This window comes from Formosa sediminum, assembly GCF_007197735.1.
Lineage (GTDB): Bacteria > Bacteroidota > Bacteroidia > Flavobacteriales > Flavobacteriaceae > Formosa > Formosa sediminum.
Genome location: NZ_CP041637.1, coordinates 2577650 through 2604554, shown reverse-complemented (window position 1 = coordinate 2604554; position 26905 = coordinate 2577650). Strand labels below are relative to the sequence as shown.

Genomic DNA, 26905 nt, shown 5'->3' with positions numbered 1-26905 from the left:
AAACAACAAATAGTATTATACCACGTATGAAGTATGTATAATAATTTTTAGGTAGCTAAAACTTTAGGTTATAGATTAATAAATAGCAAACCTTTAAAACACATTGAACCCATAAAATATGCTCAAAAATAATTAAATAGATGCAAAAAAATTAATCGTATGTATAGATCTTAAGTTAAGATAAGGTGGGTGGTGCCCGAAGTTGAGTATTGGTAACCGGCAATGCATTACACTCTATATCAGTAAAATTAGACACTAATATTACGGATATACCTTCTACTAATAAGTCTGGATAATCTAAAATATCATATTTAAAAGAAGCCAAATGAAAACTACAAATCTCGCATTTAGTCACTTTGTTATGAATATGCACCTTTTTTTCGGCACATACAACATGTCCATGATTTTCAAAAACATGAAAAAACTGAACGACACTAGGTAGCATTAATGCCATTAAAAGCAATAATGATACGAGATATTTACCGATCTGTTTTCTGTAATCCATAAACCTATTAATGAATAGGCCGCAAATTAAAGAAATATTATTGAACTGTTTCGCGTTTTTAGGGACTTCTATACCTGACATGCTTTTTTATAACATAACATTAACAAAGTAGGATAAAAAACTATTTAGATTAAGGCTTATTCGCTATTCTAACAGTTAAATATTGGTTTGTTTTCTAAACTGCGTTGCAGTAATACCAACATTACGCTTGAAAAATTGATTAAAGTTAGCCACTTCATTAAATCCTAATACTTCAGCAATTTCAGCATTAGTTAGGTTTTGTTTATTAAGTAAGGTTTTAGCATGTAACACTTTATAATCAATAATTATCTTCTGAGCACTTTTACCTGTAGTTTTCTTTACGCATTCGGTTAAATATATTGGACTAATATTTAGTTGTGATGCATATTCATTTACAGAGCGAAAATTATTCTGACTAGACTGAATCGCATTTTCAAACTTAGACATAATTGTAGCATAACGATTTACGGTAACAATCCCCTCATTGTTACTTGTAATACGTTTTACTTTATATAATAAAATTAAAAGTAAGGCTTTAATGATATCTAAACTATGCACTTTGTTTGCTTTAGCTTCTTGATATAAGGTTTCCGCTAAAACAGTAAGCTCTTTAAAATCTAATTCTGTTAAGTAATACAAAGGCAATGTATGCATTTTAAAAAATGGGAATTCATTTTGCACTTCGTAAGGCTGATTAAACCGATCTAAGAGTGTCGATTTAAAATAAATTACATACCCTTCATCTTTATCCTCTAACTTCGAGGCTCTTTCACCATATTTAATAGTTTGAAATGGAGACACTATAGCTAAACCATTTTGCATTGAATCAAAAACTTGTTCCCCTATTTCCATATTTTTATTATGCTGAGCAATAATACCTATTTCGAAAAAATCTCTTTTATGAGGTTCATAATACTTTGTATCCGGATCTGGATGCGCTATCCAGTCTTTTCCAAAAGGCATGATATAAAATTGATTATCATAATCTGTAATATCATCAAATGCATTTAAAAAATACGTCTTAATGTCACTATAAACTTCCATACTTATCCTTAATTTCTATCCATCAAAAATAAACATAAATTATAATACATTTTACCTAAATAACAATAGCTAACACAATATTACCATCTTGTAATTTTGCAATATAGACTTAGACCTTGTAATGATAAAAACAACACTCATGTCGCTCAAACAAAATGCCTTACTAAAACAACTTTTAACCTATGTGGGGCCAGCAGTACTAGGCCTTTTAGTTAATGCTTTTTATAATATAGTAGATCGTATACTCGTGGGTAGATTTGTTGGCGCAGAAGGACTCTCTGCAGTTACCATGGTATTCCCTGTGAATTTATTACAATTTGGGTTTATACTATTATTTGGGAGTGGTGCCGGAGTATTAATTGCTAAATATTTAGGTGAATCTCGAACAGATAAAGCAGAACTTGTATTAGGTAATATGATTGCTGGTTTATTAATAATTATATTCCTTTTTACAACTACAGGCCTACTGTTTTATAAGGAATTATTAATAGCTTTTGGTGCAGAAGGCTCGCTTTTGAACATGTCTGGAGACTATTTGCAGGTTATTATTTATGGGTTTCCCCTCTCCTTTTTTATTGCCCTAGAGTTTACCTGTAGAGCAGAAGGTAATCCTCGTTTACCTGCAATACTTGTGTTAATTTCTTCTGTAATAAACATTCTATTAGATATTGTTTTTATGAAAGGGTTTAATATGGGAATAAAAGGTGCTGCCTTAGCTACAATTATTGCCCAAGGTGTAAATAGCTTGTGTTTAATCTATTATTATTTTGGCGGTCAAAGTTTAATTAAACTTACAATTAAAAAAATAAAACTTCAAAAAAACACTATTTACCCTATGCTTTTATTAGGTTTTTCTCCGTTTATAATGGATTGTGCTACTAGTTTCCAAAACATGATTGCCAACAACTTATTATTAAAAACTGGAGGATCTGATGCTGTGGCTGTAATGGGAATTATATTTGGTATAAATACCTTTTTTTTAATGACTGCTCTTGGTATCGGAGACGGAATCCAACCTTTAATTAGTTATAATTTGGGAGCAAAAAAGCATCTTAAAAATTATAAAATTCTAATATATACCATGACTATGGTAGTCTCCATAGGCCTTATAGGGGTAGTAATTATTCAGACCTTCCCAAATACCATTATTTCTGTATTTATAGAGAACAACATGAATATTATTAATTTAGCTGAAACTGCGCTGCGCATTTTTTCAATCTGTATTCCTTTTTATATGGTTCAGATTATTGCTACACGTTATTTTCAAGCCCTACACAAAAACAAAATTGCCATTTTTTTAGCTTTACTCAGACCCGTTATATTATTTATACCATTTATATATGTTTTAAATACACTTTACAATTTAAATGGGATTTGGATTACCTTTGTTTTAACAGATAGTGTCGCGGCTTTTATATCTATACTTTTTATAAAAAACGTCTATACCACGAAACCTAAAATATAAACCAAGACTACAATACTAAACGTGCAGACATGTTAAGTTTTGTTAATATTTGAAGACCTTCTTAGTTTTTTTAACACTCATTTTATTAATTTAGTACATTGTTTTAGGTTTATACTATAATAAATAATAGTATTTATCCTACTGATTTTTGTCATAAAAATATACTTATTTTATGACTTATTTTGTTAAATATAATAACAAATACTCAAACAATTATGGCAACAATCACGTAAAAATTAACATTTAAACCTAAAAATGAGAAAATCTTATAAACAAAAATTAACTAAATTAGAATAACTAAACCATTCTACAAACATTCAACTCATGTTACTACTACATACTAGTACTGAATTAGTGCAACAAATCCCCTTGTGGCCTTCTATCCCTTTCTTTATTATATTATTAGCAATTGCGGTAGGACCTCTTATAGCAGAGGAATGGTGGGAAAACAACCGTAACAAATTTTTGGTATCTATCATTTTAAGTATACCAACCATTTATTATTTAATACACATGGGGCTATTAGAGCCCTTAAAACATCAAATTTTAGGAGATTATTTCCCTTTTATTGTCCTACTAACTTCACTCTTTGTCATTACTGGGGGCATTCATCTTAGCGGTGACATCAAAGCTAAACCATGGATTAATACTATGTTTCTGGGTATTGGCTATCTATTAGCGTCATTTATGGGGACCACTGGAGCAGCCATGCTATTAATACGTCCCGTAATATCTGTTAATCACCAAAGAAAATATAATGTACATACCATCTTATTTTTTATTGCAGCAGTTGCCAATTGTGGTGGACTACTAACTCCGCTTGGAGACCCACCATTACTTATGCTTTACTTAAGAGGCGCAAGTTTTACTTGGTTTTTTAGCTTAATACCAGAGTGGGCATTTACAGGTATATTATTACTTGTGATTTATTTTATAATGGATACATATTACTATAAAAAAGAACCTGCTGAAAACCTATCTGCCGATGCTCGAGAAATTGAACCTATTCGAATTGTTGGAACACTAAACTTTGTGTATTTATTAGGTGTTATTTTATCTGTAGCCTTTATAAATCATGATATGATTCCTGAAATGGGTAAAGAACACGCACCGTTTTGGCTCGCACATTTACGTGAATTTGTACTAATCTTGTTTACGGCTTTAGCCTACTTTACAACGCCTGAAAAAACACGATCAAAAAACAAATTCTCTTGGGGACCAATTGTTGAAGTTGCCGTAGTTTTCATTGGTATATTCATTACCATGACACCTACACTTATTTATCTAAGACAGCATGCTCCAGATATGGGATTAACAGAAGCCTGGCAATTTTATTATGCTACAGGTATATTAAGTGCCTTTTTAGATAACACGCCTACTGCTGTAGCCTTTCATAGTGTTGCATCTAGCATTCCTGTTGCAGAAGGCATTCCTATAGTGGCAAATGTGGCAGAAAAAATACTTAGTGCAATTGCAACGAGTGCCGTATTCTTTGGTGCTTTAACTTATATTGGTAACGGCCCTAACTTTATGGTGAAATCTATTGCTGAAGATCACGGTATAAAAATGCCTAGTTTCTTTGGGTATATGCTTAAATTCTCATTAATTATCTTATTACCTATTTATATTCTTACACAATTACTATTTATGTAATTTTTTAGTACACATTTTAATTAATCCAAAAAGTCATTTCTCCGGAAATGACTTTTTTATTTTCAATATGCACTAGACTTTAAAAGGACCATAACGGTCTTTATCTTCAAAATATCTTTGTGGCACCAATTTTCCCACCAAGGGTTCGTAAATTTCAAATTTCATATTACTTCCTGAAAACTTCGATGTCCAGTAAATAAAAGTATCTAAATGAAGTGTTCTAAAAGCTTCAGAAACGGGCTCAGAAAACACACAACCAGAAATACTTAAAACTTTAAGTTGGGTTAAAGCGGCTAATGCTTCCGGTAACGCCGGTTGCTTAAAACCTTCTATACCTAAAACCCGCAAACTTGTCATCGTACCAATCCACTCCGGAATTTGTCTTTCGCTATATTTTCCAGTGATTAAAAAAGATTCTAAATTTAATTTTGAAATGGCTTTTGGGTAGGACTTCATTGTATCACTAATGTGTTCTAACCAAAGATATTTTAAGGTTTTCCACTGTGCTACGGAGGATGTTGCATCATAATCAAAATCTTTACAAAAACTCACTTTCAAGGCTTCAATTTGTGGTGCATTTAAACCCGAAATACGTTGTATATCACATTCAAAGCACACCATAATTTTTAAGTGCTCTAAGTTTACATTCGGAAACTCAGTAAGTCCTTCACAGCTTCTTAACTCTAAATATTCTAAATTAGGAACTTGCTTTAATAGTGCTTTTAAAGCCAAGCTATCTCCTTTATAATTTTGAATTTCTAATTTTTTTAAATTCAAATTTTTATATGCCGAAAGTGCTTTGTAATACGCTGGCTTATCTTCAGGAAAATCTAGTGTCAAACTTTCTAAATTCGAACAAGCTTTTAATAAGCCTTCTACATATTTAGCCGGACCACTGTAGTGATAGGTTTTTATTGTTTCAGGCTTTTTTAAGAATGTAAAATCGGAATCGTCTTCTACAAAAGAATTTAGTTTACCTAAGTCTAAATTTTCTGCATTTATAAGGTTATAAAACGACTTTAAATTTGTAATTGGCGTATGTTCTACATACACATTTTTTGCAGTAAAAGCAGTGTGTCCTGCAGTGATTTCTTTTAGGCCTTTCAGGGTAAGTTGTTCCATTTGTTTGGGTAAAACATCGGTATGTAGTACCAAATGATTATCAAATTGAATGGTTAAGTGTTTTAAGTTTTCTAGTTCTGAAAGTCCTTTCGGAATCACCGCTAAATTCGGTTGTTCATTAACAGGTATTGCATAAGAGGTATTTTTAAAGATGGTAATGGTCTCTAAAGTTTTAGAAGCGTTAAGACCATCAAAAATCCATTCAAAATTAGGTTCTAGCTTATAATTAATGTGTTGTAAACTTGTAAATGCAGCTAAAGTGGGTTGGTGTTTCGTTTCAGGTGCTTTGCAATTAACTGTAATGGTTTTTATATGAGGGAAAAACGCTGCGTTATCTAGTACGTAGTTAAATAGTTTAGGGGTGTTTATGTCTATCGCTTCTTGTTGAGATTCGGCAGTCATTGGAGCAATGTTAATATTACTATTGCCAATTTTTGTAACTAATTTAGGTTTAGAAGCATCTCCAAAAAATAAAGCCGCAGATATGGTATCTATTTTAGGAGCAATAAGTTCAAACATTTCTAATTTGGGTAAATCTTCAAAACCATTTGGCAAAGTAGTGATGCTTTCCGACATTAGTCTAAACCGTTTTAATTTGGTTAAATAACTCAAATTTTTAGGTAACGTAGTGAGCTCGTCTAAACCAAAAAATTCTATTTCTTTTAAAGCAGATGGAAATGTAACTTGAGATAAATCTTGAACACCTACATAATGTAACTTTAAAACCTTTAATTGGTCTAGACCTGCAAGCCAACAAAAATCGTTTAAATGTGTATTTAAATTACGATTACCAAAGCGATAAGCACCTTTAATAGTAAGCTTTTTTAGAGATTTTAAATGTATTATAGAAGCTGGTATTTGCTTTAAATTTGGCAGGGTAAGCAACATTTTTTTAAGCTGAATAAGTTCGCCTAAATTTTCTGGCAACTGCTCAAATTCTCCTTCAATTTCTATTTTTTTTAAGGTTGTAAGTTTGGGTATCTCGTTAAGAACTGCATCGTAAATAGTGCCTTCATTTTTTAAACCAATTTTCAATGTTTCAATACCGTTAAAACGCCCCAAAAGTTGCGGATGTTCTAGTAATTTATCTATAAATGCTTTAGAGAAACTATATAACCCTAGCTCTGGTTTTTTATAAATCAGTGTGTAGAGCTTAAAAAGGTCTAAATCTTCCGATAGCAAACCATATTCTAAAATAGAAATGAGTCTGGCGTTTACAGATTTGGTTCCTCCATTTTGGGTTAATTTCTTTCGGCTTTTAAAGGCTAACTGCAAAGCTTCTGGAGCTTGCTTTTTTATCAGTTGTGTACACTCGGTTCTAATTTCTTTGTTTGCTGTAGATTTTGCAATCACAAAAATTTCATAATAAAAAGCTTCCGGATAGTTTGTACTCGCTTTAATGGCTTCAAAAGAAGTTTCAATTTCAAAAAAATTAAAACCAGGAGTTTCTGTCGGTTTTGGCATAGTAATGTTCTTTGGTTTTACAAATCTATTTTAAAAGCAGCTGTATTTTGTCACTGTATTCTGTGATATTACAAGCAGAAAAAATCACTAAATAGAAAAAATCACTAAATACCGTGAGTTCAAAATTTAAGATTACATTTATCTTGCAAACCATTATTGCCTGTTTATATAGGCTAATATTTTACATTTAAATAAGAGATTAAGCATAATAAGATATGATTCCAATAGAAGAAGCTGAAAAGCATATTCACATCCATAGAAAACCAGAAGTAGACCGTTTTGAATTTCGTGCATTTTCTGAGCCTTATAGAGTACTAGCTAAAATTTTAGGTCGCATTGATAAAGGCGAAAGAAGAGATTATTATACCACTACAGATTACATTGCGGTTTCTGAAGATGCCATTAATAATAACCCTTGGCGTAACGAAGAAGGAATGCGTTTAGGGATGCAATTATTTGGTATTATACAAGCACCATACTTAGCAGATATGTGGGACTTTATAGATACTTTACCTTACCAAAAAGGTTATAATAGAAAAGCGTTTAGGTCTGTAAAAACGGAAGATACATTGCGTAATAAACTTCAAGTTTTTACACATTTCTTAAGTTTAAGTAGAAAAGGTTTTGGCGGATTATCTTTACAAGAACATTTTCAATACAGCACCTATTTCCCTAACGGAAATAGTTATTTTCTAGCTACTTTACTCCATAACGGTAATGGAATGTTTGATGAACTGTTAGACGATATTATTCAGGGAGAAGATGAAGTTGGAGGAATAAGTTCAGACATTATTAAAGCCTTGTTGTTTTCTGAAGAAGAAAAACACTGGGAAATGGTAGCCAAGTTATTATTGGCAGCACAACGCCAAGAAGGCTTAAGACAAACCATTTTAGAGTCTTTAGACGAAGCGGGACTTGGTGCTTTAAAATATATGATTAAGGTCGTTTTAGATAACGACCTTACACGTTTTACAAGTGTTACCAAAGCAGTAAGCGCGTGGTTTGGATTAAATTGGGATACACCTAAAAAATCGGTGATTAATCGTGTGTTAGAATTAGCACACACGTTAATTTTAAATGTAAAAGACGTAGATACTTACTTAAAAAGCAAAGATAATTTAGAAGTCTTGATTGGGTTGTGGTCTATTGCAATTTTAGATGTAGACACGGCTAATAGAAAAGCAATAGATATTGTGTTGGAGTCTAAAGACCGTCACAAAAAAATTCTAGCCTTATACTTTATTAGTAAAACAGATAGAACTAATGATGCTTTAGTGCCTTATTTTACAGAACACTTAGGCGAAGATTACGCTGTAGACCATTGGTTGGCGGTAAACTTACCAGAAACTCCATTAGATGATACTACCCTTCAAAAATTACTGGAGGTTGCCAAAACAGCAGAAGAAAAAGGTAAAACCTTTGAGAGTAAAATATTCTCGTGGTGGAGTTTTACACCTTCTTCTTATTACTTCTTTCGCTTTTTAATTTATAGCGCTACAGAAGCACAATTAGAGTTAATGGCTAAAGATGTAGAGGTTTTCCCTACAGAGTTTAGAGAAGAATATATACGTAAAGTGTTCCCTAAACAATATAGCTATTCGTTTTATAATTTAAATCTAAATGCAGAAAAAAGAGAACGTTTAAACTTAGACAAATATAATTGGAAACGTGCTTTAGCCAGAACTATCATTTGTAATAGAAATGAAATATTAATGGCTACCGGACTCAATTTATTTAGTAGAATGCATTTGTATGATGAAGATTTACAAATTGTAGAAGATTTGTTAAAACGAAAACATAAAAATTTACGTACTACATTACTACAAATAATACTAAAGTTTACGGTAGATGATTTAAGAAATACTACTATTAATCTAGTAACTTCAAAAAGTATAGACCAACGTTTAGCAGGCTTAGAATTGTTAACCCTTTTACACGACAGTAATAGGCAATCTAATTTTGTTGAAGAGCAGATTAAAACATATAACGCGCGTCCAAAAATTACTAAAAACGAACAAGTTTACTTAGATAAATTTTCAGAAAATGCAGAAGAATTTAACTATAGTAATGGTTTTGGCGCCATAGATTACGATAATTTAACGCCACTATATCAGCCCGTATCTCGTTTTGAAACGAAGACGAGTTTCTTTGATAAGTTGGGCATTTCACTATCTGAATCTTCTAAATTCAAGTTCAAAGAATTTATAGATACGAATAAAATTATAAAAGAAGTAAATGGACTTATAGATTTAGTAACCCAAAATAAAAATCACGAATATCAAACCGAAGTTTACCAAGGCGAAATAGCAACTACCTATATAGCAAAAGGGATTAGAGATATTAAAAATTTAGGGGACAATGCAACTGCAGAAGAACGCTTACACAATATCCCATTGGCAGAGGTTTGGATTGCTTGGTACGAGCAAAGTAAACTTAACGATTTTGAAATGTATGCTGCCATTCGCTATATCGCTAATCGTAATAATCCGTTTGGAGACTATAAAGATTTAGAGCCTTTTGCAAGACAATATTATCCAGATTTAAACGGTTTAAATTTAGGTGATGCTAGGCAATATTATACCACTTCAGATTCGTACGAAACCATTTTAAGACGTTTGGCTAAAGTGTATACAGATATGAAAACCATCATTTCTTTTAAATTAGATGTGATGGAAGATATGATTGCCAATTTCCCTAATAATCTAAAACTCGTACAGTTTCAGTCTTCTAATTATCGTTACAATACCAAGACTTACAATTGGGCCAATGTGGTGTTACCACTAGCACCAGGATTAAGCAATACAAATTTAGACTATTTATCTTCAGAACAATTACAAAGGTATTGGGGGCTTTATATGTATTTAGTGGCGCAAGATATTAATCATCCTACAGCTACTACAGACGTTAAAGTGATTACAGAACAGGAGAAAAGACCTGGTGTTGTGCCTTTTCCTAACTTAGAAGTCACTTTAAAACTTTATAAAGCAGGTTTAATTAATGATGACGATTTACGTTTTCAGGCTTTAAACTCACACGAGTTAATGGTGATTATGGATGGTGGGTTTAATTATAGAATGAATTATAAATTAATAGAACGTGGCTCTATTCCTAAACACGTCATTGAGCCATTAAAAGCTAATTTATTAGAGACCGAATTAGAACGTGGCGATATAACAACTACGGCTACAGGATATATGTCAGGTATTCATCGTGTAGAAGGTGTAAATTATGTATTTAGAATATTAGAACGTTTAGGTAAAGATAATTTTGAACGCGGTTACAGTTATTATGGCGATAGCAGGAAAACAATTTTTAGCAACATTTTAAAGAAAACAGCCTTTAAAGATACCGAAAGTTATGCCGATTTTGCTCAACTTGCAGATACCTCTAAAATCACTAAAAAACGCTTGGTAGAGTTGGCGTGTTATGCAACACAATGGACAGGTGTTGTTGGCGAATATCTAGGTCTAGAAAATTTAGAAAGTGCCGTTTGGTGGTTCCAGGCTCACGCTTCAGATTATATGAATTCGGAGAAAGAAACCATTATTTCACGCTATTCTAACATCCCTAAAAGTGATTTTGCTCTTGGTGCAATAGATGTAGATTGGTTTAACAAAGTGTATACAGCCATTGGTAAATCTAATTGGAAATTGCTTCACGATGCGGCCAAATATATTTCTGATGGTAACGGACACCGTCAAGTAAAACTATACTCTAGTGTTATGCTTGGTGAAGTTAAAATTACCGAAACCCTTAAAAAAATTAAAGACAAGCGCGATAAAGATTATGTGCGTGCTTTAGGTTTAATTCCGTTAAGTAAAACCGTACCAGAAAAAGACCTTTTAAAGCGTTACAATTTACTACAAGATTTCTTAAAAGAAAGCAAACAATTTGGGGCACAACGTCAAGAAAGTGAAGCTATTGCTGTAGAAATTGCACTAGACAATTTATCGCGTACGGCAGGCTATACAGACCGTGTACGTTTTAGTTGGGCTATGGAGGCTAAAGCCACACAAACCATTATGCAGAATGCTAAAATCACCATAGAAGAAACAGAAATAGAACTTATAATAAACGAACTTGGTAAAGCAGAAATAAAAGTGACTAAAGCGGGTAAATCTCTTAAAAATATTCCTGCTAAATTGCGCAAAGACAAGCAAGTTATTACTTTAAAAGACCATAAAACCTACCTGTCAAGACAATATAGTAGAACGCGTTTATCTCTAGAAAATGCAATGGTAAACGAAGATGAATTTACAGCATCAGAAATTCAAAAAATGATGCAGCATCCTATCGTTAAAGCTATGCTTAGCAAGTTGGTAATGTATGTTTCAGAAAAAGAAATTACAGGATTTTACAAAGAAGGTGTCTTAACCAATCCAACAGGAAAAACCCACGTATTGGCAGAAACCGATGTGTTACGTATAGCTCACGCTTCACATTTATACAAAACTGTAGAATGGGATATATATCAAAAACACCTATTTGCAGAACGTTTAGTGCAACCATTTAAACAAGTATTTAGAGAATTGTACCTAATTACAGACGATGAGCGCGAACACAGCAACCGCTCAGAACGTTACCAAGGTTACCAGATTCAACCTAAAAAAACTGTAGCACTTTTACGTGGTCGTGGTTGGACGGTAAGTATGGAAGATGGATTGCAAAAAGTATATCACAAACGTGGTTTCATTGCCACAATGTATGCAATGGCAGATTGGTATTCGCCGTCTGAGGCAGAAGCACCAACCTTAGAAGATATCTGTTTCCACGCAATAGACACCTATCAGCGAATTCCGTTAACCGAAATTCCAGAAGTTGTGTTTAGCGAAATTATGCGAGATATCGACTTAGTAGTTAGCGTGGCTCACGTGGGTGGTGTAGACCCAGAAGCTAGTCATAGCACAATGCAAATGCGTGCAGCATTAGCCGAAGAATCTGCAAAACTATTCAAGCTGGCTAACATTACGGTTAAAGAGCGTCACGTATTTATTAAAGGAAAACTTGGCGAATACAGCATTCATTTAGGGAGCGGTATGGTGAGTAAAAACGGATTAGCATTATCCATCATTCCGGTGCACAGTCAGCATCGCGGACGTATGTTCTTGCCTTTCGTAGACGACGACCCAAAATCGGCAGAAATTATTTCTAAAATGAAATTACTTTCCGAAGATAATAAAATTCAAGACCCAACCATTTTAGCACAAATAAATAGCTAACTTTAACAGCATTAGGGCGTTCCCTCACTTAGGTGAGGGCGGGCTTTCTGTTGCAAGTCCTCGTACTGTCGCACTGTGGGCTTTCCACGGCAATCCCTAACGCAAAACACACGAACACCAATGGAACTTACGTTACAACTTAAAAGATTAGGTAAAAAAAAGGTAAAACAAGTGCCTTTTACATTAGAAAAAACACCAAAAAACTTGGAAGACTTATTAATTGGTTGTGTAAAAAACCAAGTTGAAACTTTTAATAAAAAACGTTTAGAAGTTAATGTGATTGGATTTTTAACACCAACCGAAATACAAGAACAAGCCCAAAGCGGTAAAGTAGACTTTGGAGAAATTAATAACACAGATTTAGCAAATTTAGACAAAGCCATAGAGAATGTTTTACTTGCTTTTAAAGATGGTTTATTCGTGGTTTTTGTAGACGATGATGAAATTACAGATTTAAAAGCACCACTAGAATTAACATCAGAAAGTGTTATTGCTTTTATCAGAATGACATTTTTAGTCGGCACTTATTGGTAAACTTTAAAATAATGACTACCAAAATGATACAAGACCAATTGGCAAATCAAATTTCAAATTCTAATAAAACGTGGGGAAATTTACTTGCCAAATTAGAATTAGGAAACACTGCATCTAGCTATTGGGATGTGAAGTTAAATTCTAACAATATCTTAGTAAACAGCACAAAAAAGAACTTCAAATTTAAAAATGTAACCTTCACGTTCGATGTTAACACTGGCGTTTCTTATGGCGACAATCATCAGTTATTTACAAAACAAATTTCGGGAGCTGGAAGCTTTCAAATTTTACATACTAAAACTATAATGCTAGAAACTTTAATTCTAGATGAAAATTAAATCCTTATAAAAAACAAACACTTAAATACTAAATTATGAAAAATTACAGCAGTGCTATTATTTTTGGAATTGCAATCGTGGCAGCTTCTATATTTTTAGGAAAAGCATATACCGATAGAAATAAAGTAGATGGTAAAATTGAAGTTACTGGACTAGGAAAAACAGATTTCTCATCAGATCTTATTGTTTGGGAAGGCAGTTTTGGTTCAGAAAACACCAATTTAAAAGAAGCTTATATCAGTCTTGAAGAAAAAAAATCAACCATAAACGATTACCTTACTAAAAAAGGAATTAAACCTGAAGAATTAATTTACAGTGCCGTATCTACATCCCAAAAAACAAAACAGATATATACCGTTAATGGCGATTATGCTGGCGAAGAATTTGTAGGCTACGAATTAATACAATCTTTAGAAATAGAATCTAAAGACGTAGATAAAATTGAGAAAGTATCTAGAGAAATCACAGAATTATTAAATCAAGGGGTTCAGTTTTATTCGCAAGCGCCTAGATATTATTATACTAAACTTGCCGATCTTAAAATTGAAATGATTTCTAAAGCAACCGAAGATGCACGGTTACGTGCAGAAAATATTGCTAAATTTTCTGGCGGAAACTTAAGTGATTTAGAATCTGCTAAAATGGGAATCTTTCAAATTACTGGTCAGAATTCTGGCGAAGATTACTCTTGGGGAGGAACATTCAACACCAGCTCCAGAGAAAAAACAGCTTCAATAACCATGAAATTGGTATATAAAGTAGACTAACCCCCTACTCGATTATGTGTTAAAAAAGGCATTTGTATCTGTTAGAATAGCTTTCTTTATACCTGAAACTGACTATTAAAAAACGTCAACACAGAGAAGTAAAAGATAATGGTTGAAATTATAAAAGCAAACGCCACTCATGCGGATCTCATTGTAGAAATCGGAACACAAGCATTTACGGAGTCTCACGGACATAGTGCTTCAAAAACCGACATAGAAAGTTATATTTCTAAAACGTATCATAAAGAAACGATACAAAAGGAATTTAACAATACGGATGTGTATTATCATCTTGTGTATTGTGATGGTGTTATTGCGGGATTTTCAAAAATCGTATTAAATACGACCAACAAAAACATAGAAGATTCAGTAATTACCAAGTTAGATAGAATCTATCTTCTAGAAGCTTTTCACGGCAAACAATTAGGGTCTAAATTGTTTCATTTCAACATCGAATTATCTAAAAAAAATAATCAAAACGGCATTTGGCTTGCTGTCTGGACCGAGAACAAAAAAGCTTTACATTTTTACAAAAAAATGAAATTTGAGATTGCCGGCGCTTTTGATTTTAAAATATCAGAAACACATAGTAATCCCAATCATATTATGTATTTAAAGTACTAATACACATGTATTAGTACTTTAAATCATGAAAAAAGCATGTTCTGAAACTAGAATACGATTTTAAGGGTACAGGTATTACTCGTAGTATCTCAATTATTAAAAATAAAGACCAACAGTATTTAATATCGTCATTAGATTGTCCATAAATAACTCCAATTTTTCATCCGCTAATTCTCTTATATAACTAAAACGTACTATTTATCTGTCAGAACTTTTTCTATAAGATTATCATTTAAAAAACTTGTTTAAATAATCCATTAAATCTTTAAATGGCTGAATACCGTGAGAAATAGATTGAAAAGCTTCTCTAGTTTTGTAATACACAATAAAATACAATCTTATGAGTAGTACAATTTACGGCCCAGAAAAAACACCTGAAGAAATAGCTAAAATAGTAGAACAAACTGAAAATAGCGATAAAAAAATCTATCCAATTTTAAAACCAGGAAATTGGGTTGGGCTTAGAGCTGGTGCAATAAGTTCTAATTTAATTGGTACCGAAGAAGATGGCGATTTAGAAGTTGTTATTGCCTATGGTATGGATACACCCGATAATTTTGTGTTCTTAACTCACGACCATTTAAAAACTATGGATGGACAATTCATAATGAATGAAGCTTTCGAAAACATAGACAATTACAATACAGAATTTGAATATTCTAAAGCTTTACAAAACAAAGTCCTTACCGCTAGCGGACATGATTTTTCGAGTGAAAGAATTCTATCTAAATCGCACATGTTAAAAGCTCATAAGATGCTAGAGGCTGATGAATTATTAGTTTCAATTCCAAGACGTTCTTGTATGATGGTAATCTCTAAAGATGCAGATAATGAATTATTAAACACATTTTTATACTTACACAAAAATGCTTGGGAAGATGATAGTTATGGTAACGCTCCAATTGCAAACATCTTTTTTGTTGTTAAAGACGGTGAAATAACCGGACATGCAGCCTTATCATAATCAAAAAACACCTATAAATAATAACATTTTAAAATTAAAGGATTTGAAATATCTAGATTTTAACATAAATGGTAGAGTACAAAATTTAATGGTTGATGTCTTTGAATCTATTAGTGCTTCTAAAGAGACCGAACTAAAAATTAGTGAACTTTTATCGACTCAAAGTATTTTTGAACTCGTTTTCGAAATTGTAAAAGACAGTGGATTTTATAATCAGGATGAAAATTTCAAGTTAATTAGAGCTTTAAATATTGATACTACAGAAGAAAGTTTGGAAGAAGATTTATACTCCACTTGGATTACCATGGGAGATAATTTAAACACCGCCAAAACACAAGAAGAGTTTAATGCCAAATTTGCATTATTTGTACCTATTATTTTAAAACGCATGGAGTTAATAAACCGTGTAGCTATTTAATAATACTCTTTTATCGTTAAACATGCAGATCATTTAAAAAAAATTTAATGGATTTTAAAATAGAATATCTTAGTAGTTATTATAAAAATGTAAAGACTGCACCCAAATACCCAGAAGCCTTTTTATACGAGCTTTTTTTAGTAGGAAAAATCTCTAGAGACGAAATTATAGTTACAGAAATTACAGAAACCTTAAAGCGTTTTGGTACACCAGAACTTAATGCTGCTTTTAATACCCGAAATAAGCTGCCTGAAGATGGTGAAAATTCAGGGAAGGTTTTAAACACCTTACTTAAGTTCGGACTAAAAGACCCATTGTTTCCTGTTGGGAAACTTTACACTATGCTAGAGTTTTCAAGACTTTCTATTAGAGATGAGGCGATTGCAGAACTACTTGAAAAGCAACCTGATCTTATTTCACGTTTAAACGGTATTACCCATCTAACAATAGAAGATGTGTTTTCCAACGGTTTGCCAAAAGAAATTTGTGATATTACCTCTTTAACAGCTTTAGAAATTGAAGGCAACTACCAGTATTTACCCAGCCATATTGGAAATTTAAACCGTTTAGAAAAGCTTAGTTTGGAGTTACCACAATTGGCTTCATTTCCAGAATCGTTTTGGTCTTTAAAAAATATAAAAGAACTAGAATTAAGTGATATTACAACAGATTTTCAAGAATCACTTCAACTAGAAAAACTCACCAAATTAGAAGAATTAGGTTTCTACGAAGTCAATTTAAAAGACACGTCTCAACTTAAACTGCCTGCTAGTTTAAAAGAATTAGATTTTATAAGACTAGAGCACCTCACAAAACTGCCTGCTAGTATTTCTACACTTGTAAACCTTGAAAAATTCAACTTATTTAAATGTCCAAATCTTATTGAAATTCCTAACGGATTCAATCAATTAGATAAACTTTTTGTTCTTAAGTTTAAAGCCATCCCTTTAATTAAAACCATCGCAGACCATCAAATATTTACCAAGAGCTGCGAATACATCACTTTAGATGATAGTTTAGAAATTGTACCAGGAAATACGCCAATTTTAAATACAGAATTATTAGTTAGAGATGTAAAAATCTTAAACTACGTATTATCGCATCCAGAACGTTTTACGCATCTAGAAAAAATAATAATTCAATACATCACAGATTTTTCTGCTGTAACGCTCGGCTTTGGGCAATTAAACACACTTAAAGCTATCGATATTCATCAAGGAAGTCAAATGGAAACCTTGTTTCAAGATATTGAAAAATGTAAGCAACTCAATTATTTAAAATTGTACGGCGCCAGTATAGAAAGTATTTCGGAAGGTTTAAAAGACCTGAAACATTTAGACTATGTAAGTTTCAATAGCTGTCGTGAATTAGTATTGAATGCTGCTAATTTACCTTCTAAAATTAAAGAATTGCACGTATTCGACATACAAGAATATGTTGCTTCAGAAAAATTATTAGAAACAGAACAGGCTTATTTTGGGAATTTAGCGATTGAAGAACCTAAGGTTTTATTTAGCAACTTAATAACTAAATCGCTACATTTTTCAGGTATTAATGAATGCGAAAATACGCAAGAAGATTTAACGCAATACTTACCAAAACCAAAACTATTAACCACACTAAAAGCTTATACAAATACCGGTCATTTTAAAGATATACTTCTCTATTGTATAAACTTAGAGCATTTACATTTAGATAATAATGAAGCTAGTCTTGTGCCTTTAACGTCTAAACCTGCGCCTCAATTAAAATATTTTAAATTAGATTTTTATAAAGGCGACAACTTAGAATCTATTATTAAAAACATGCCCAATTTAGAGGGCTTAAATATGGCACATTATGACGTTTCAACTACGTTTCCTAAAGTAACGTTGCCGAATTTAAAAGCTTTAGATTTAAGTTATACCTCTTTTGAAACACTGGAAACCTTAGAAGCTCCGGCTTTAGAATCTTTATACATCGCTTTAAGTTACCAATTTGGAATGCAAGGGTATGCGAAATTAAATCAGTTTAAAGCTTTACAAAAACTAACCCTTTTGGGCATTGGTGATGATGTAAATAGCATTCCTGAAAGTATTACGGAACTAAAGCTTACCGAATTTTTAATAGGTCACAAATACGAGGTTTTACCAGAATACATTCAGCAAATTAAAACTTTAAAAACCTTATCCTTAGGCGGAAATGACTTTATAGATTTACCTACTTGGATAGCCGATTTACCCCATTTAGAACGCTTAGATATTGATGGTTGTAAGTTTGAAAATGCCGTACCAGAATACTTTCAGAAACTAAAACTGAAAGAACTAAAATATTATATCTCTGGTTTTGATGGCTATAATATGAATCCAAAAAAATACAACAACTTAATAACGCCAGGTTATACCGAATTGAAAAAAGAGTTTAGTAAAGAAGCCAATGTCTAACTTTTGAGGTTATCTAATATTTAAAGCAAAACTATGAACATAGAAAAATTAATTAAAACTCGGGAGCCTTATCAAGAAAGATTATTTGAGAGTTTCTTAATCGAAAATATAAAGTCGTACGAGGAACTTATGGACGTTTACCAAACCTATAAACAAAATCATCCCGACAAGACTATAATTTTAACGCTTGATGATTTAGGTCAAGCCGAATATACCAGTGGTCACGCTTGTGATTACAATTCTCTGCTAGATACAGAAGGTTATGATTTATCTGGACTTGACAAAGCCTGTTATGATGAAGATAACGAGCATTTGGGGCATCTTTCTACACCTTCTGAATACTTCATTATCAGAGAAAACTTTTTGAAACAAACAAAAAACATTGATTTTAAAACCGTTTGTGAAAAAGGCATAAGCAATGCTGAAGACGATGTTCTATATTTAGAAAACATCAACGAATCTCCATTAGCTTTTTTAGACCAACAGGTGATTCTTAAAATTCTTCCTGTTGAAAAACCATACGAAGGACTTACTGGGTTTCCGAATGGATATTTTGATGTCGACTTTAGTCCTTTTGAAAATTATGCGCTATCAAAATACTTATTTGACACCTATAATCTTGAACTTTTTGGCATAGGGGCTTCCTTTTTAGGATTTATTAAAAATGAGCCTTTAACAGACAATGAATTAAAAGCATTGGTAACTGACTTGGCAAAATTGTATAACACCACCGAATCAGAATTTAAAAAATTAGCAGACATCATTAAAAATAAAAACCATTTATTTTTAAGATATACGGAGTAATTTCAGGACTGAGAAAAGCAAATTAAAAACTTCATAAAATATGATATTCTCTATAAAGGATTCATATAAACTTATGAGAAGTTAATATTGCCTTACCTAAAAATATAAATGCCAAGTTTCTTCAAAAGAAAAAAACTTGGCATTTATATTATAACAAAAATTACAAATAATTTCTGTTATATCTCATAATCTTAAGACTTATCTCCTTGACGCTTTACAATAATAGCTTGTAATCGTTGTTGAAGGCCTTGATCTTGTTGAATTTTTGCAGCAAGAGACTCGTAATCATTTATAGAAATTCCTGTAGATTCTATACTCGCAATAACCTCTTTTTCAATTTCAGGTTGCATTTTTTCCAATTTAATTGTTGCATTTTCATGCTTTTCTTTTTCAGCTTCCGTAGCATCCGATTCTTTATTTGGATCCATAACTGCCTGTTGAATTTCATTAAAGCGCTCTACCTCTAGACCTTCTTCTTTAATTACGGCTATCATTTTCTGTTGAGATTTCTGATTTTGAATTTGAACCTCTGTAAAGGCATCAGCAAATTGCCCCAATTCCTTATCAGAAACGTCTTGTTCTTGGGCCATTAGCGTGGTTGACACACAGACAAATAATAATAAAACACTAGTTTTTAATGATTTGATCATAACGATTTTTTTTATGTAGTTTTTTCAAACCTATAAGTAATATTATGCATTACCAATTAAAAAGATAGACTTAACGTTATTTTATAACTTATTAAGAACTCTTTAAGTTTTTATTTTAGGTTATACAGTCTATTAGAGACAACGCAATAAAGTATAATCCACAGTCTTCTTTTTGTTATTCTGAAAATTGTTTAACAATTTTAAAGAACGTTAAATAAGTTCTTTGTATTGTTCCGTCATCGTGACGAAATAGATGTACATTAGTATTATCATAACAACCAAAAAACAATAAATCACCTTCAGAATTAGCACCTATAGCTTTACCTAAAGCCAACTTTTCTAAACTCCATTTGTATCCATTTAAATCTTTAAATATGGGATTCATAAATTCACTTAACGTCTTTACGTATGGTTTTAATGCGTGAATTCGACTTACTTTCATCCCATCTATATTGGTCGGTTCCATCATCTTTTCAAAATTATATAAGGTAAATTCTTCGGCTTCAAAAGTAACAGTCCGTGGTTTTTCGGCTATAAACTCCCTATAATTTTTTCTAAATAGTGGTTTTAATTCGTCTTCAGAACTTACGATTAAGTCTTCATTCATAGTTATATTTTTTAATGTATTAGTTCTTCGTATTTTCTTTTGTTTTAGTATCTACAATCTGTAGTAATGTTGGCATTCGGTGTTTACCGTGCATACGTTCTATGGCGTTACAAACCTCATCTCTATCTGTACCAATAGCCGTGACATACAATGGTTTTTTACTTTCGCCACGACATACTTCCTTAAATACAGACGTTTTAGACACAAACTCAGATTTTGCAATACCAACAATCGGAATTTTATGGTCTAAAGCTTGGTACAAATAGCCACCTAAACCCAAGTGTTTTTCTTCTAGAATCACATACCCATCTACAATAATTAATTCTACCTCATCTAAATTCACTTGTTTAAGTAGACTTAAAATACACGGCAATTCGCGTTTATAAAAAGAACCTGATTCGTATGGTGCTACATCTTCAATAATATCCGTGTAAATTTGCGTTGGAACTTCATCTTCCCATTCGTTAAAGCTTACCGCAATGGTTTTGGCTTTTCCGTCGTAATAATACGTATCAAAAGCGAGTATCATAATTCTTGTTTAGATTTTAAAAATTTAATTAGTGCTTGTTTTTGTCAGACTTTCAATTAATAAAAATCGTAATACAAACTCCATTGGTTGGTATTGTTGTTTTTGGCGAACATTAAGCTACCACCATCTACCACGTTTAAATTTGCTTTATAATCTGATACAATTTGAAACACAAACTGAAAACCTTCACCAAAGCCCTCTGCATCACCAATTCCAGATTGACAAAAAGAAGGGTAACCACCTATTTTATGATTGTAGATGTGGTCGGTGATATCAAAATAATCATCAATAATGCCTTCATTTTCTAGTTTTAAAACTTCATCTTCATCTTCTAGAGATAAACCGCCGCCATCCCATAACGGAAAATCATTGTTATCTAATTCTGCTTGTAGCGGAAAAGGTTTTACAACCGCATTAGGAGTTTCTAAGTTTTTAATTTTGATACGGTCTAGACTGTCATATTCTCTAAGAAGCCAATGGTCTCCCATGTCTTCAAAACACTCTGGCCATTCTGCGGAAACAAAAACAGTGATGAGTTTTTTATGCTTAAGACTTGGATGAACGTATGGCAAATTAGGTAGGTAAAATTGCGCCAACGGAAACATTGGATTGCCGTTTTTATCTAACGGAATGTCTTCGTCGTCGTGATACGCAAAGACTTTACCTATCCAACTTTCTTCAATAGTGTTTTTTGGTCTAAAACCACCGGTCGTAAATTTAGTAACGGGTTTAGATATTTTATTTTTTAGGTCTTCTACAGTCATTTTTTTAATTTTTTATCCAAACATTGTGGTATCGTCAAAGTTTTCACCGTCATAAGATTGTGCAATTAAATAATGATTCCCGAACATACCATCTTCATTATAAACAACGTCTATTAAATCTTTGGCGTAAAAATGAATAGCTGTTATCGTTAACTTCTCTCTGAATTCTTGCTTGCTTAACTCTGGATATCCATTATCTTCATCGGCCCAGTTTTCATTATAATTTTCGTAAAACGCACTTACGATTTCATCTGTGGCTTTGTTCTTTTTATCTTCAAAATCTTCAAAAAATGAATTTCCTAAAGCAATCATTTCCTCTAAACTAATGTCTTCTAAATTTAGACTGACATCAATTTTTTTCTGATCTGATTCAATTGTTGTCCTATAACAATCTTCACTCCGTGAATCTTTTTTGAGCGTATCTTTTGTTATTTTCATTTGTATATGTTATCCTAAATCGGTTCTTATGTTAGAGAAGTCACCTTTGGCAAGTTTATCTTTTTCAATAAAAAACATTAAAAACTCATCCATATCCCAGTCCCAAGAAAAAACATTATTCCATCGTAACGTAAGTAACGACGTCCACTCATCTGTTTTACGCGGATCATAAGCTAAGGTGTTGTAATATGGGTATCCAAATAAATAACTAAATGTTTTTTTGCTTACCATATCTGGTACTTTACTGCATACGTAATCTAGTTGTCTTTTATTTAATCCTTTGTCTTTATGTAACTCTTCTCTGTAAGGTATATCTACATTCTCTTGCAAATCAATTCGTATACAATGATCTACATAGAAGTAATCTAAATTAGGATTTATATAGGTTTTTAAGGGAGTACCTTCTTCAAAATGATAGACTTTTGCATAATCTTTTGCTCCAAAAAATACATTTTTATCATCATCATTAGCTATAAAAAAGCTTAACATTCCTGTTTTTGGTAGTGGCATTTCAAATTTAATTTCACTTAAATTAATTTGTAATGCAAAACGATAATCGCCAAACTCGTGTTTAGGCCATTCAAAATCTTCAGGCACTTCTGGATAGCCTCCTTGTTTACTTAAACCTACATTTTCTTTACTGCGATTTTCTCCTACTATTTTAATAGAGGGTAACATTACGGATCTTAAATACGCTTCTTTTTTATATAAATCGTATTTTTCCAATTTTAACTATCTCTTCAAATTTAGCTTTGTCCATAAGTTGTTTTTTAATTTTGATACATTACAAATATGCTGTTTTGCTTAGGTTTTTAGGTAACGGTTTTCAGTGATATTATATATTCAACGGTTTACAATGCCGCTTTTCGTTCTTCAAGTTTTTTAATAAGTAAATCGATTTTTTGTAACTTTTCTTTATATGCTTTTTTAATAGATATTTGAGATTCTGTAATAGATTGTGGTTTGTTGAAATTTAAATCCTCTACAGTATCGTGCAGATTAAAAAGTACCTCTTGAAATTCTAAAGGTGCAATATGTGTATCGAATAATATGACATCCTGATTTTTTTTAGTTTTTAAATCTGATGCTGATATTAGTTTTATAGTTTCAAACTGATGGTATGATGATGCCGTAGTTTGAAGATGATCTGTATTCATTTTAACATGTATAGGTTTAGTATCTAAACTTCGATACGCTACCCCTTCAACAACATCTTGAGCATTAAATACATTAGCTTTTATAGCCTTAACTTTGGGAAACACTATGGTAACAGTATCCATTAACACCATAGCGTCACTAAAAATATGAGACGGATAAATAGTATAATCCTCATGATTTTGAATTAATGGATCTACTATAACCGTATATTTGACTTTATTTTTTTTAACATAAGGCTTATAATCTTCATTAATTTGAGTAAACTGCATTTTGTAAAATGAAACTAAATCTAACGTAAACACTGCATCTTGTTTCGTTTGTATTTTAGAGATATTGTTCAACATCTCTAACACCGCAGCATAAGCGTCTTCTTCCCTACTAGAATCTGTTAAAGACACAGAAGATGCTGCTGTATGAGTATCTTTATCGATAGGAAAAACTGTAATTGTATCTACATCTTTTGCCTCGTAATTTTGTTCTGTCTTAAAATATTTGTCTGCGACTTGTTTTCCGCTTAAAATATAAGCCTGAGACTGATCTGCAACTATATGTTTAGTAATTAAAATAGGATCTTCAATTGTCACCTTTGTAGGACTAGAGGTTAAAGCCTGGTCTATTCCTTTGTATACAACTCTAGGTTCGTTTATAGTATAAACAATTTCTAATTTCAATACATGCTTTGGTAAAAAATAAGAAGTTACTTTAGAAGAATCTAGGTGATTGTCCTGATATAAAGCGGTATATGTTTTTCGACTACAAGAAGACAGTATTACTAATAATAAAACGAAATATAACTGTAGATTTTTCAAGGTGATAAAATTTAATGATTGTAATTGCTTTAATAGGATATTAATTAGAAAAATAAAGACATAACTCCCTAACCTACCTATAATTAAGCAAGCGAAATGATACTATATAAATCTAATTGGTGAGTATTTTTAAACCCGTTACACTACGATGTGTTTAAAATTTACCATCGTTTTACAGGTTCGTCTTTCCAGAAAACCATACGGAAATCTTCATAATGGTTTCTGGTATTTATAGAATGATTATCTGTTAAAATCATTGCAACTCCTTGTTTTTAAATACACCTACAAATAATATTGCAGGTATTTTGATGGGTTTTATTTCAAGAAAAATTCAACTGGAAAATTAATTAAAAAGAATTGCTGTTTTGTTTTGAATACTAAATTTTGCTGCATCTATAAGAGTCACACACACTAAAATTTCGATCCAAAAATCGTCTTCATTAGTTATAATTGCATTCAATTCATCTACATTAGTAAGGTTGTCATTATCATCTAAACCAATGCCTAAATGTGCGGTAAGACTTTTTAATTCACTTAACAAATCATAAGACGAACCAATCATAGCTCCAGGTACCGGTGCTTCTTCCGTATCAAAAAGAACTTCTGGTAATTCTACAGGAACATAAAAACCTTCTGAATCAGAATGGGTTAATAAATGGCTAGACATATACGTATAATGCTCCTCTAAAATTGCATCTGCACCAGGTTCATCATCAATAGAAAATGGTGTTGGGGTCCAGTCCCAATTTTCATTGTCTTTCTGTTCCCAAACGTGTGCTGCAAATCGTCTTAAATGGTGTAAAAAACTATAAGGAAAGCCGCCAAATTGTAATGGCTCTTTATTCATCTCTATAGGTTCTTTGTACGGCGCTACACCATTTTTTGCAAGAATAGTATTTATATTTTCAAAAATCGCCTTGTAAGCTTCAAAAGCTTCAGGTTCATTGTCTTTAAAATCTACTAATATCCCACTTGAAATTGTTAATCCCATAATCTTTTTGCTTTATTGTTATAAGACAAAATTAGAGCTAATGCAGTTTGTTCTTATCCCTGAAACCAATGATAATTATAAATACTGTTTTCAATTTTATCTAATTTTAGACAAATAAATGGCAAAAAAAACACGCCAATTAGAGCGTGCTTTTTTAAGTATTTACAACTAAATTATAACCATTCTGTCTCTATTCCTAATTGTTCAAACTCCTTATACGCTGCATCTGTAGCATAGCATAATGTTACTTTTTTAAGATTAGGAAATTGTTTGGCATCTATGGCAGTTTCTATATCCCAATATTCAACAGCACCACCAGAAAACGGACATAAATTCATATAAATATCGTTTCCGCCGTCTTGATAAAAATCGGTAATTTCGGAAGCTAAACGTTTTGGTATTGGTAGATCTTTAAAATATTGCGTGACTTCAGCTATCGGTTCGTAGCCTTCTTCATCAATATCAATGTCTCGAGCTTTATACCAATCAGCAAATTCAAACAAATCAAAAACTGGCTCCATCAACCCTTTTATATACATTAACTCTTCAATCACAGATAATTTAAAACCAAAGTCTTCAAAAATCAAAATATCTTCATTAAGCGGTTTAATTATGTATTTGTCTTCTGGTAACCCCGCGCCTCGCTCATATGGGATATAATTATTTATTTGAATCGCACAAATGCAATCGTCCTCTTTACTAAAACAAGCACTAATGCCATTTTCTACTAATGCACCACTATCATCACCTTTAAATAACTTAACGTGTTGCTGTTTATGCGACTTATAATACCGTACAATATCTTGATTGTTATAATAAAATATACCACTAAATACCTGCTTCGGACTAAAATTATGGGTATCAAGACATAATGATATCGTGATAGACTCTGCAACATTCCCATCTTTAGAATACGCCATAATTCCTAAATCAGACCAAGTAAAAATGGTGTTAAATTTTCTTTTAAATATTTTAACATCATCATTTAAGCATTGTTTTAAAGTATCTATAGATACTGGAAAAGTGATGGTTTCTGAATTAATTTGAAATCCTTTAGAAGATAAGTGTAATGCAATCATAATTTTGGTTTTATAAGTTTTCAAAAGTAAGTTGCTTCCAGAAATAACTGATGCCTGTATTCCGTGATTTTTTCTTCGGAAGAATTTAACGCTACACAATATCACTGTTATCAGGGATAAAAATAAAGACCACAGCCGCTAACTTTGTAAAAAACCTTTTTTTATGGAAGACAACACCAAAACTGCTGCGTTTTTAGAATCTCTAAAACGTAACAACGAAAAAATAAGAGACGACCGTGCTCACGCTATAGCAGAAGATGCTCAATTAATGTATAAACGCGAAACAGAAGATTTAGCCTTGGCATTAAAACGTTTAAAACGCGAACAAGATAATATGTTAGATATGAGTCCTACAGATGCTAACAGTTTAGTATTAGCTTCAGATTTTGATGCTAAAGATTATGTAGCAAAAGACTTAGAATTATCTGTAAAAATTAGAAACCTAGAAATTAAATTAGAACTAGCCAAAAAGCGTTATGCGCATTTATTTGGTGCCACAATAAACGAACTGTAAT

At 32.1% G+C, this 26905-nt stretch carries 24 protein-coding genes; 12 read left to right on the top strand and 12 right to left on the bottom strand.

Going from position 1 to position 26905, the window contains the following annotated elements; genetic code table 11:
- Positions 1-175 precede the first annotated feature (175 nt).
- Complete coding sequence (locus tag FNB79_RS11255) at positions 176-586, bottom strand: hypothetical protein (RefSeq protein WP_143381402.1); 411 nt, start codon at positions 584-586, stop codon at positions 176-178.
- Positions 587-661: 75 nt separating this feature from the next.
- Positions 662-1570 (bottom strand): helix-turn-helix domain-containing protein, encoded by a 909-nt coding sequence (locus tag FNB79_RS11250; RefSeq protein WP_143381401.1) that lies wholly within the window; start codon positions 1568-1570, stop codon positions 662-664.
- 139 nt (positions 1571-1709) lie between these two features.
- On the opposite strand from FNB79_RS11250, the gene FNB79_RS11245 reads away from it, so the two are divergent.
- Both FNB79_RS11245 and FNB79_RS11240 read left to right on the top strand, forming a co-directional pair.
- A complete protein-coding gene (locus tag FNB79_RS11245; protein ID WP_185967764.1) occupies positions 1710-3035 on the top strand; it encodes an MATE family efflux transporter in 1326 nt (441 codons plus the stop codon).
- Between the two features lie 324 nt (positions 3036-3359).
- Positions 3360-4688, top strand: a complete 1329-nt coding sequence (locus FNB79_RS11240) for a sodium:proton antiporter (RefSeq protein WP_143381399.1) — start codon at positions 3360-3362, stop codon at positions 4686-4688.
- Between the two features lie 72 nt (positions 4689-4760).
- Here the strand turns inward: FNB79_RS11240 and FNB79_RS11235 are convergent, their stop codons facing one another.
- Positions 4761-7274 (bottom strand): leucine-rich repeat domain-containing protein, encoded by a 2514-nt coding sequence (locus FNB79_RS11235; protein ID WP_143381398.1) that lies wholly within the window; start codon positions 7272-7274, stop codon positions 4761-4763.
- Between the two features lie 215 nt (positions 7275-7489).
- On the opposite strand from FNB79_RS11235, the gene FNB79_RS11230 reads away from it, so the two are divergent.
- From FNB79_RS11230 to FNB79_RS11190, 9 genes are all read left to right on the top strand, one after another.
- Positions 7490-12493 (top strand): DUF4132 domain-containing protein, encoded by a 5004-nt coding sequence (locus FNB79_RS11230; protein WP_143381397.1) that lies wholly within the window; start codon positions 7490-7492, stop codon positions 12491-12493.
- 120 nt (positions 12494-12613) lie between these two features.
- The gene (locus FNB79_RS11225) at positions 12614-13027 is read left to right on the top strand and encodes a hypothetical protein (protein ID WP_143381396.1); all 414 of its coding nucleotides are present in this window, start codon (positions 12614-12616) and stop codon (positions 13025-13027) included.
- Between the two features lie 11 nt (positions 13028-13038).
- Entirely contained in the window at positions 13039-13365 is a 327-nt protein-coding gene (locus FNB79_RS11220) for a hypothetical protein (RefSeq protein ID WP_143381395.1), read from the top strand.
- Between the two features lie 35 nt (positions 13366-13400).
- On the top strand, positions 13401-14132 hold the full coding sequence (locus tag FNB79_RS11215; protein ID WP_143381394.1) for an SIMPL domain-containing protein: 732 nt from the start codon (positions 13401-13403) through the stop codon (positions 14130-14132).
- 108 nt (positions 14133-14240) lie between these two features.
- On the top strand, positions 14241-14756 hold the full coding sequence (locus FNB79_RS11210) for a GNAT family N-acetyltransferase (RefSeq protein ID WP_143381393.1): 516 nt from the start codon (positions 14241-14243) through the stop codon (positions 14754-14756).
- Between the two features lie 340 nt (positions 14757-15096).
- Positions 15097-15720 (top strand): DUF1444 family protein, encoded by a 624-nt coding sequence (locus tag FNB79_RS11205; RefSeq protein ID WP_143381392.1) that lies wholly within the window; start codon positions 15097-15099, stop codon positions 15718-15720.
- Positions 15721-15763: 43 nt separating this feature from the next.
- Positions 15764-16138 (top strand): hypothetical protein, encoded by a 375-nt coding sequence (locus FNB79_RS11200; RefSeq protein WP_246073266.1) that lies wholly within the window; start codon positions 15764-15766, stop codon positions 16136-16138.
- 47 nt (positions 16139-16185) lie between these two features.
- Positions 16186-18561, top strand: coding sequence for a disease resistance family protein (locus FNB79_RS11195; protein WP_143381391.1), 2376 nt, complete (start codon positions 16186-16188; stop codon positions 18559-18561).
- Positions 18562-18690: 129 nt separating this feature from the next.
- The gene (locus FNB79_RS11190; protein ID WP_143381390.1) at positions 18691-19365 is read left to right on the top strand and encodes a hypothetical protein; all 675 of its coding nucleotides are present in this window, start codon (positions 18691-18693) and stop codon (positions 19363-19365) included.
- 191 nt (positions 19366-19556) lie between these two features.
- Here the strand turns inward: FNB79_RS11190 and FNB79_RS11185 are convergent, their stop codons facing one another.
- The 9 genes from FNB79_RS11185 to FNB79_RS11145 all read right to left on the bottom strand — a co-directional run bounded on the left by FNB79_RS11185 (position 19557) and on the right by FNB79_RS11145 (position 26390).
- The gene (locus FNB79_RS11185; protein ID WP_143381389.1) at positions 19557-20015 is read right to left on the bottom strand and encodes a DUF4168 domain-containing protein; all 459 of its coding nucleotides are present in this window, start codon (positions 20013-20015) and stop codon (positions 19557-19559) included.
- A 175-nt stretch (positions 20016-20190) separates the two neighbouring features.
- Positions 20191-20622 (bottom strand): hypothetical protein, encoded by a 432-nt coding sequence (locus tag FNB79_RS11180; RefSeq protein WP_143381388.1) that lies wholly within the window; start codon positions 20620-20622, stop codon positions 20191-20193.
- Between the two features lie 19 nt (positions 20623-20641).
- On the bottom strand, positions 20642-21151 hold the full coding sequence (locus FNB79_RS11175; RefSeq protein ID WP_143381387.1) for an endonuclease V: 510 nt from the start codon (positions 21149-21151) through the stop codon (positions 20642-20644).
- 56 nt (positions 21152-21207) lie between these two features.
- Positions 21208-21915 carry a DUF1963 domain-containing protein gene (locus tag FNB79_RS11170; protein ID WP_143381386.1) on the bottom strand — a complete coding sequence of 236 codons (708 nt, stop codon included), beginning with the start codon at positions 21913-21915 and terminating at the stop codon, positions 21208-21210.
- Between the two features lie 12 nt (positions 21916-21927).
- Positions 21928-22353: a DUF2262 domain-containing protein gene (locus tag FNB79_RS11165; RefSeq protein WP_143381385.1), complete on the bottom strand. Its 426-nt coding sequence runs from the start codon at positions 22351-22353 to the stop codon at positions 21928-21930.
- A 9-nt stretch (positions 22354-22362) separates the two neighbouring features.
- Positions 22363-23079, bottom strand: a complete 717-nt coding sequence (locus tag FNB79_RS11160; protein WP_143381384.1) for a DUF1963 domain-containing protein — start codon at positions 23077-23079, stop codon at positions 22363-22365.
- 125 nt (positions 23080-23204) lie between these two features.
- Positions 23205-24320 (bottom strand): hypothetical protein, encoded by a 1116-nt coding sequence (locus FNB79_RS11155; protein WP_143381383.1) that lies wholly within the window; start codon positions 24318-24320, stop codon positions 23205-23207.
- A 343-nt stretch (positions 24321-24663) separates the two neighbouring features.
- Positions 24664-25311 carry a hypothetical protein gene (locus FNB79_RS11150; protein WP_143381382.1) on the bottom strand — a complete coding sequence of 216 codons (648 nt, stop codon included), beginning with the start codon at positions 25309-25311 and terminating at the stop codon, positions 24664-24666.
- 173 nt (positions 25312-25484) lie between these two features.
- Positions 25485-26390: a DUF6892 domain-containing protein gene (locus tag FNB79_RS11145; protein ID WP_143381381.1), complete on the bottom strand. Its 906-nt coding sequence runs from the start codon at positions 26388-26390 to the stop codon at positions 25485-25487.
- 163 nt (positions 26391-26553) lie between these two features.
- Between FNB79_RS11145 and FNB79_RS11140 the strand changes: the two genes are divergently transcribed.
- On the top strand, positions 26554-26904 hold the full coding sequence (locus FNB79_RS11140; RefSeq protein WP_073153405.1) for a hypothetical protein: 351 nt from the start codon (positions 26554-26556) through the stop codon (positions 26902-26904).
- Position 26905 lies beyond the last annotated feature (1 nt).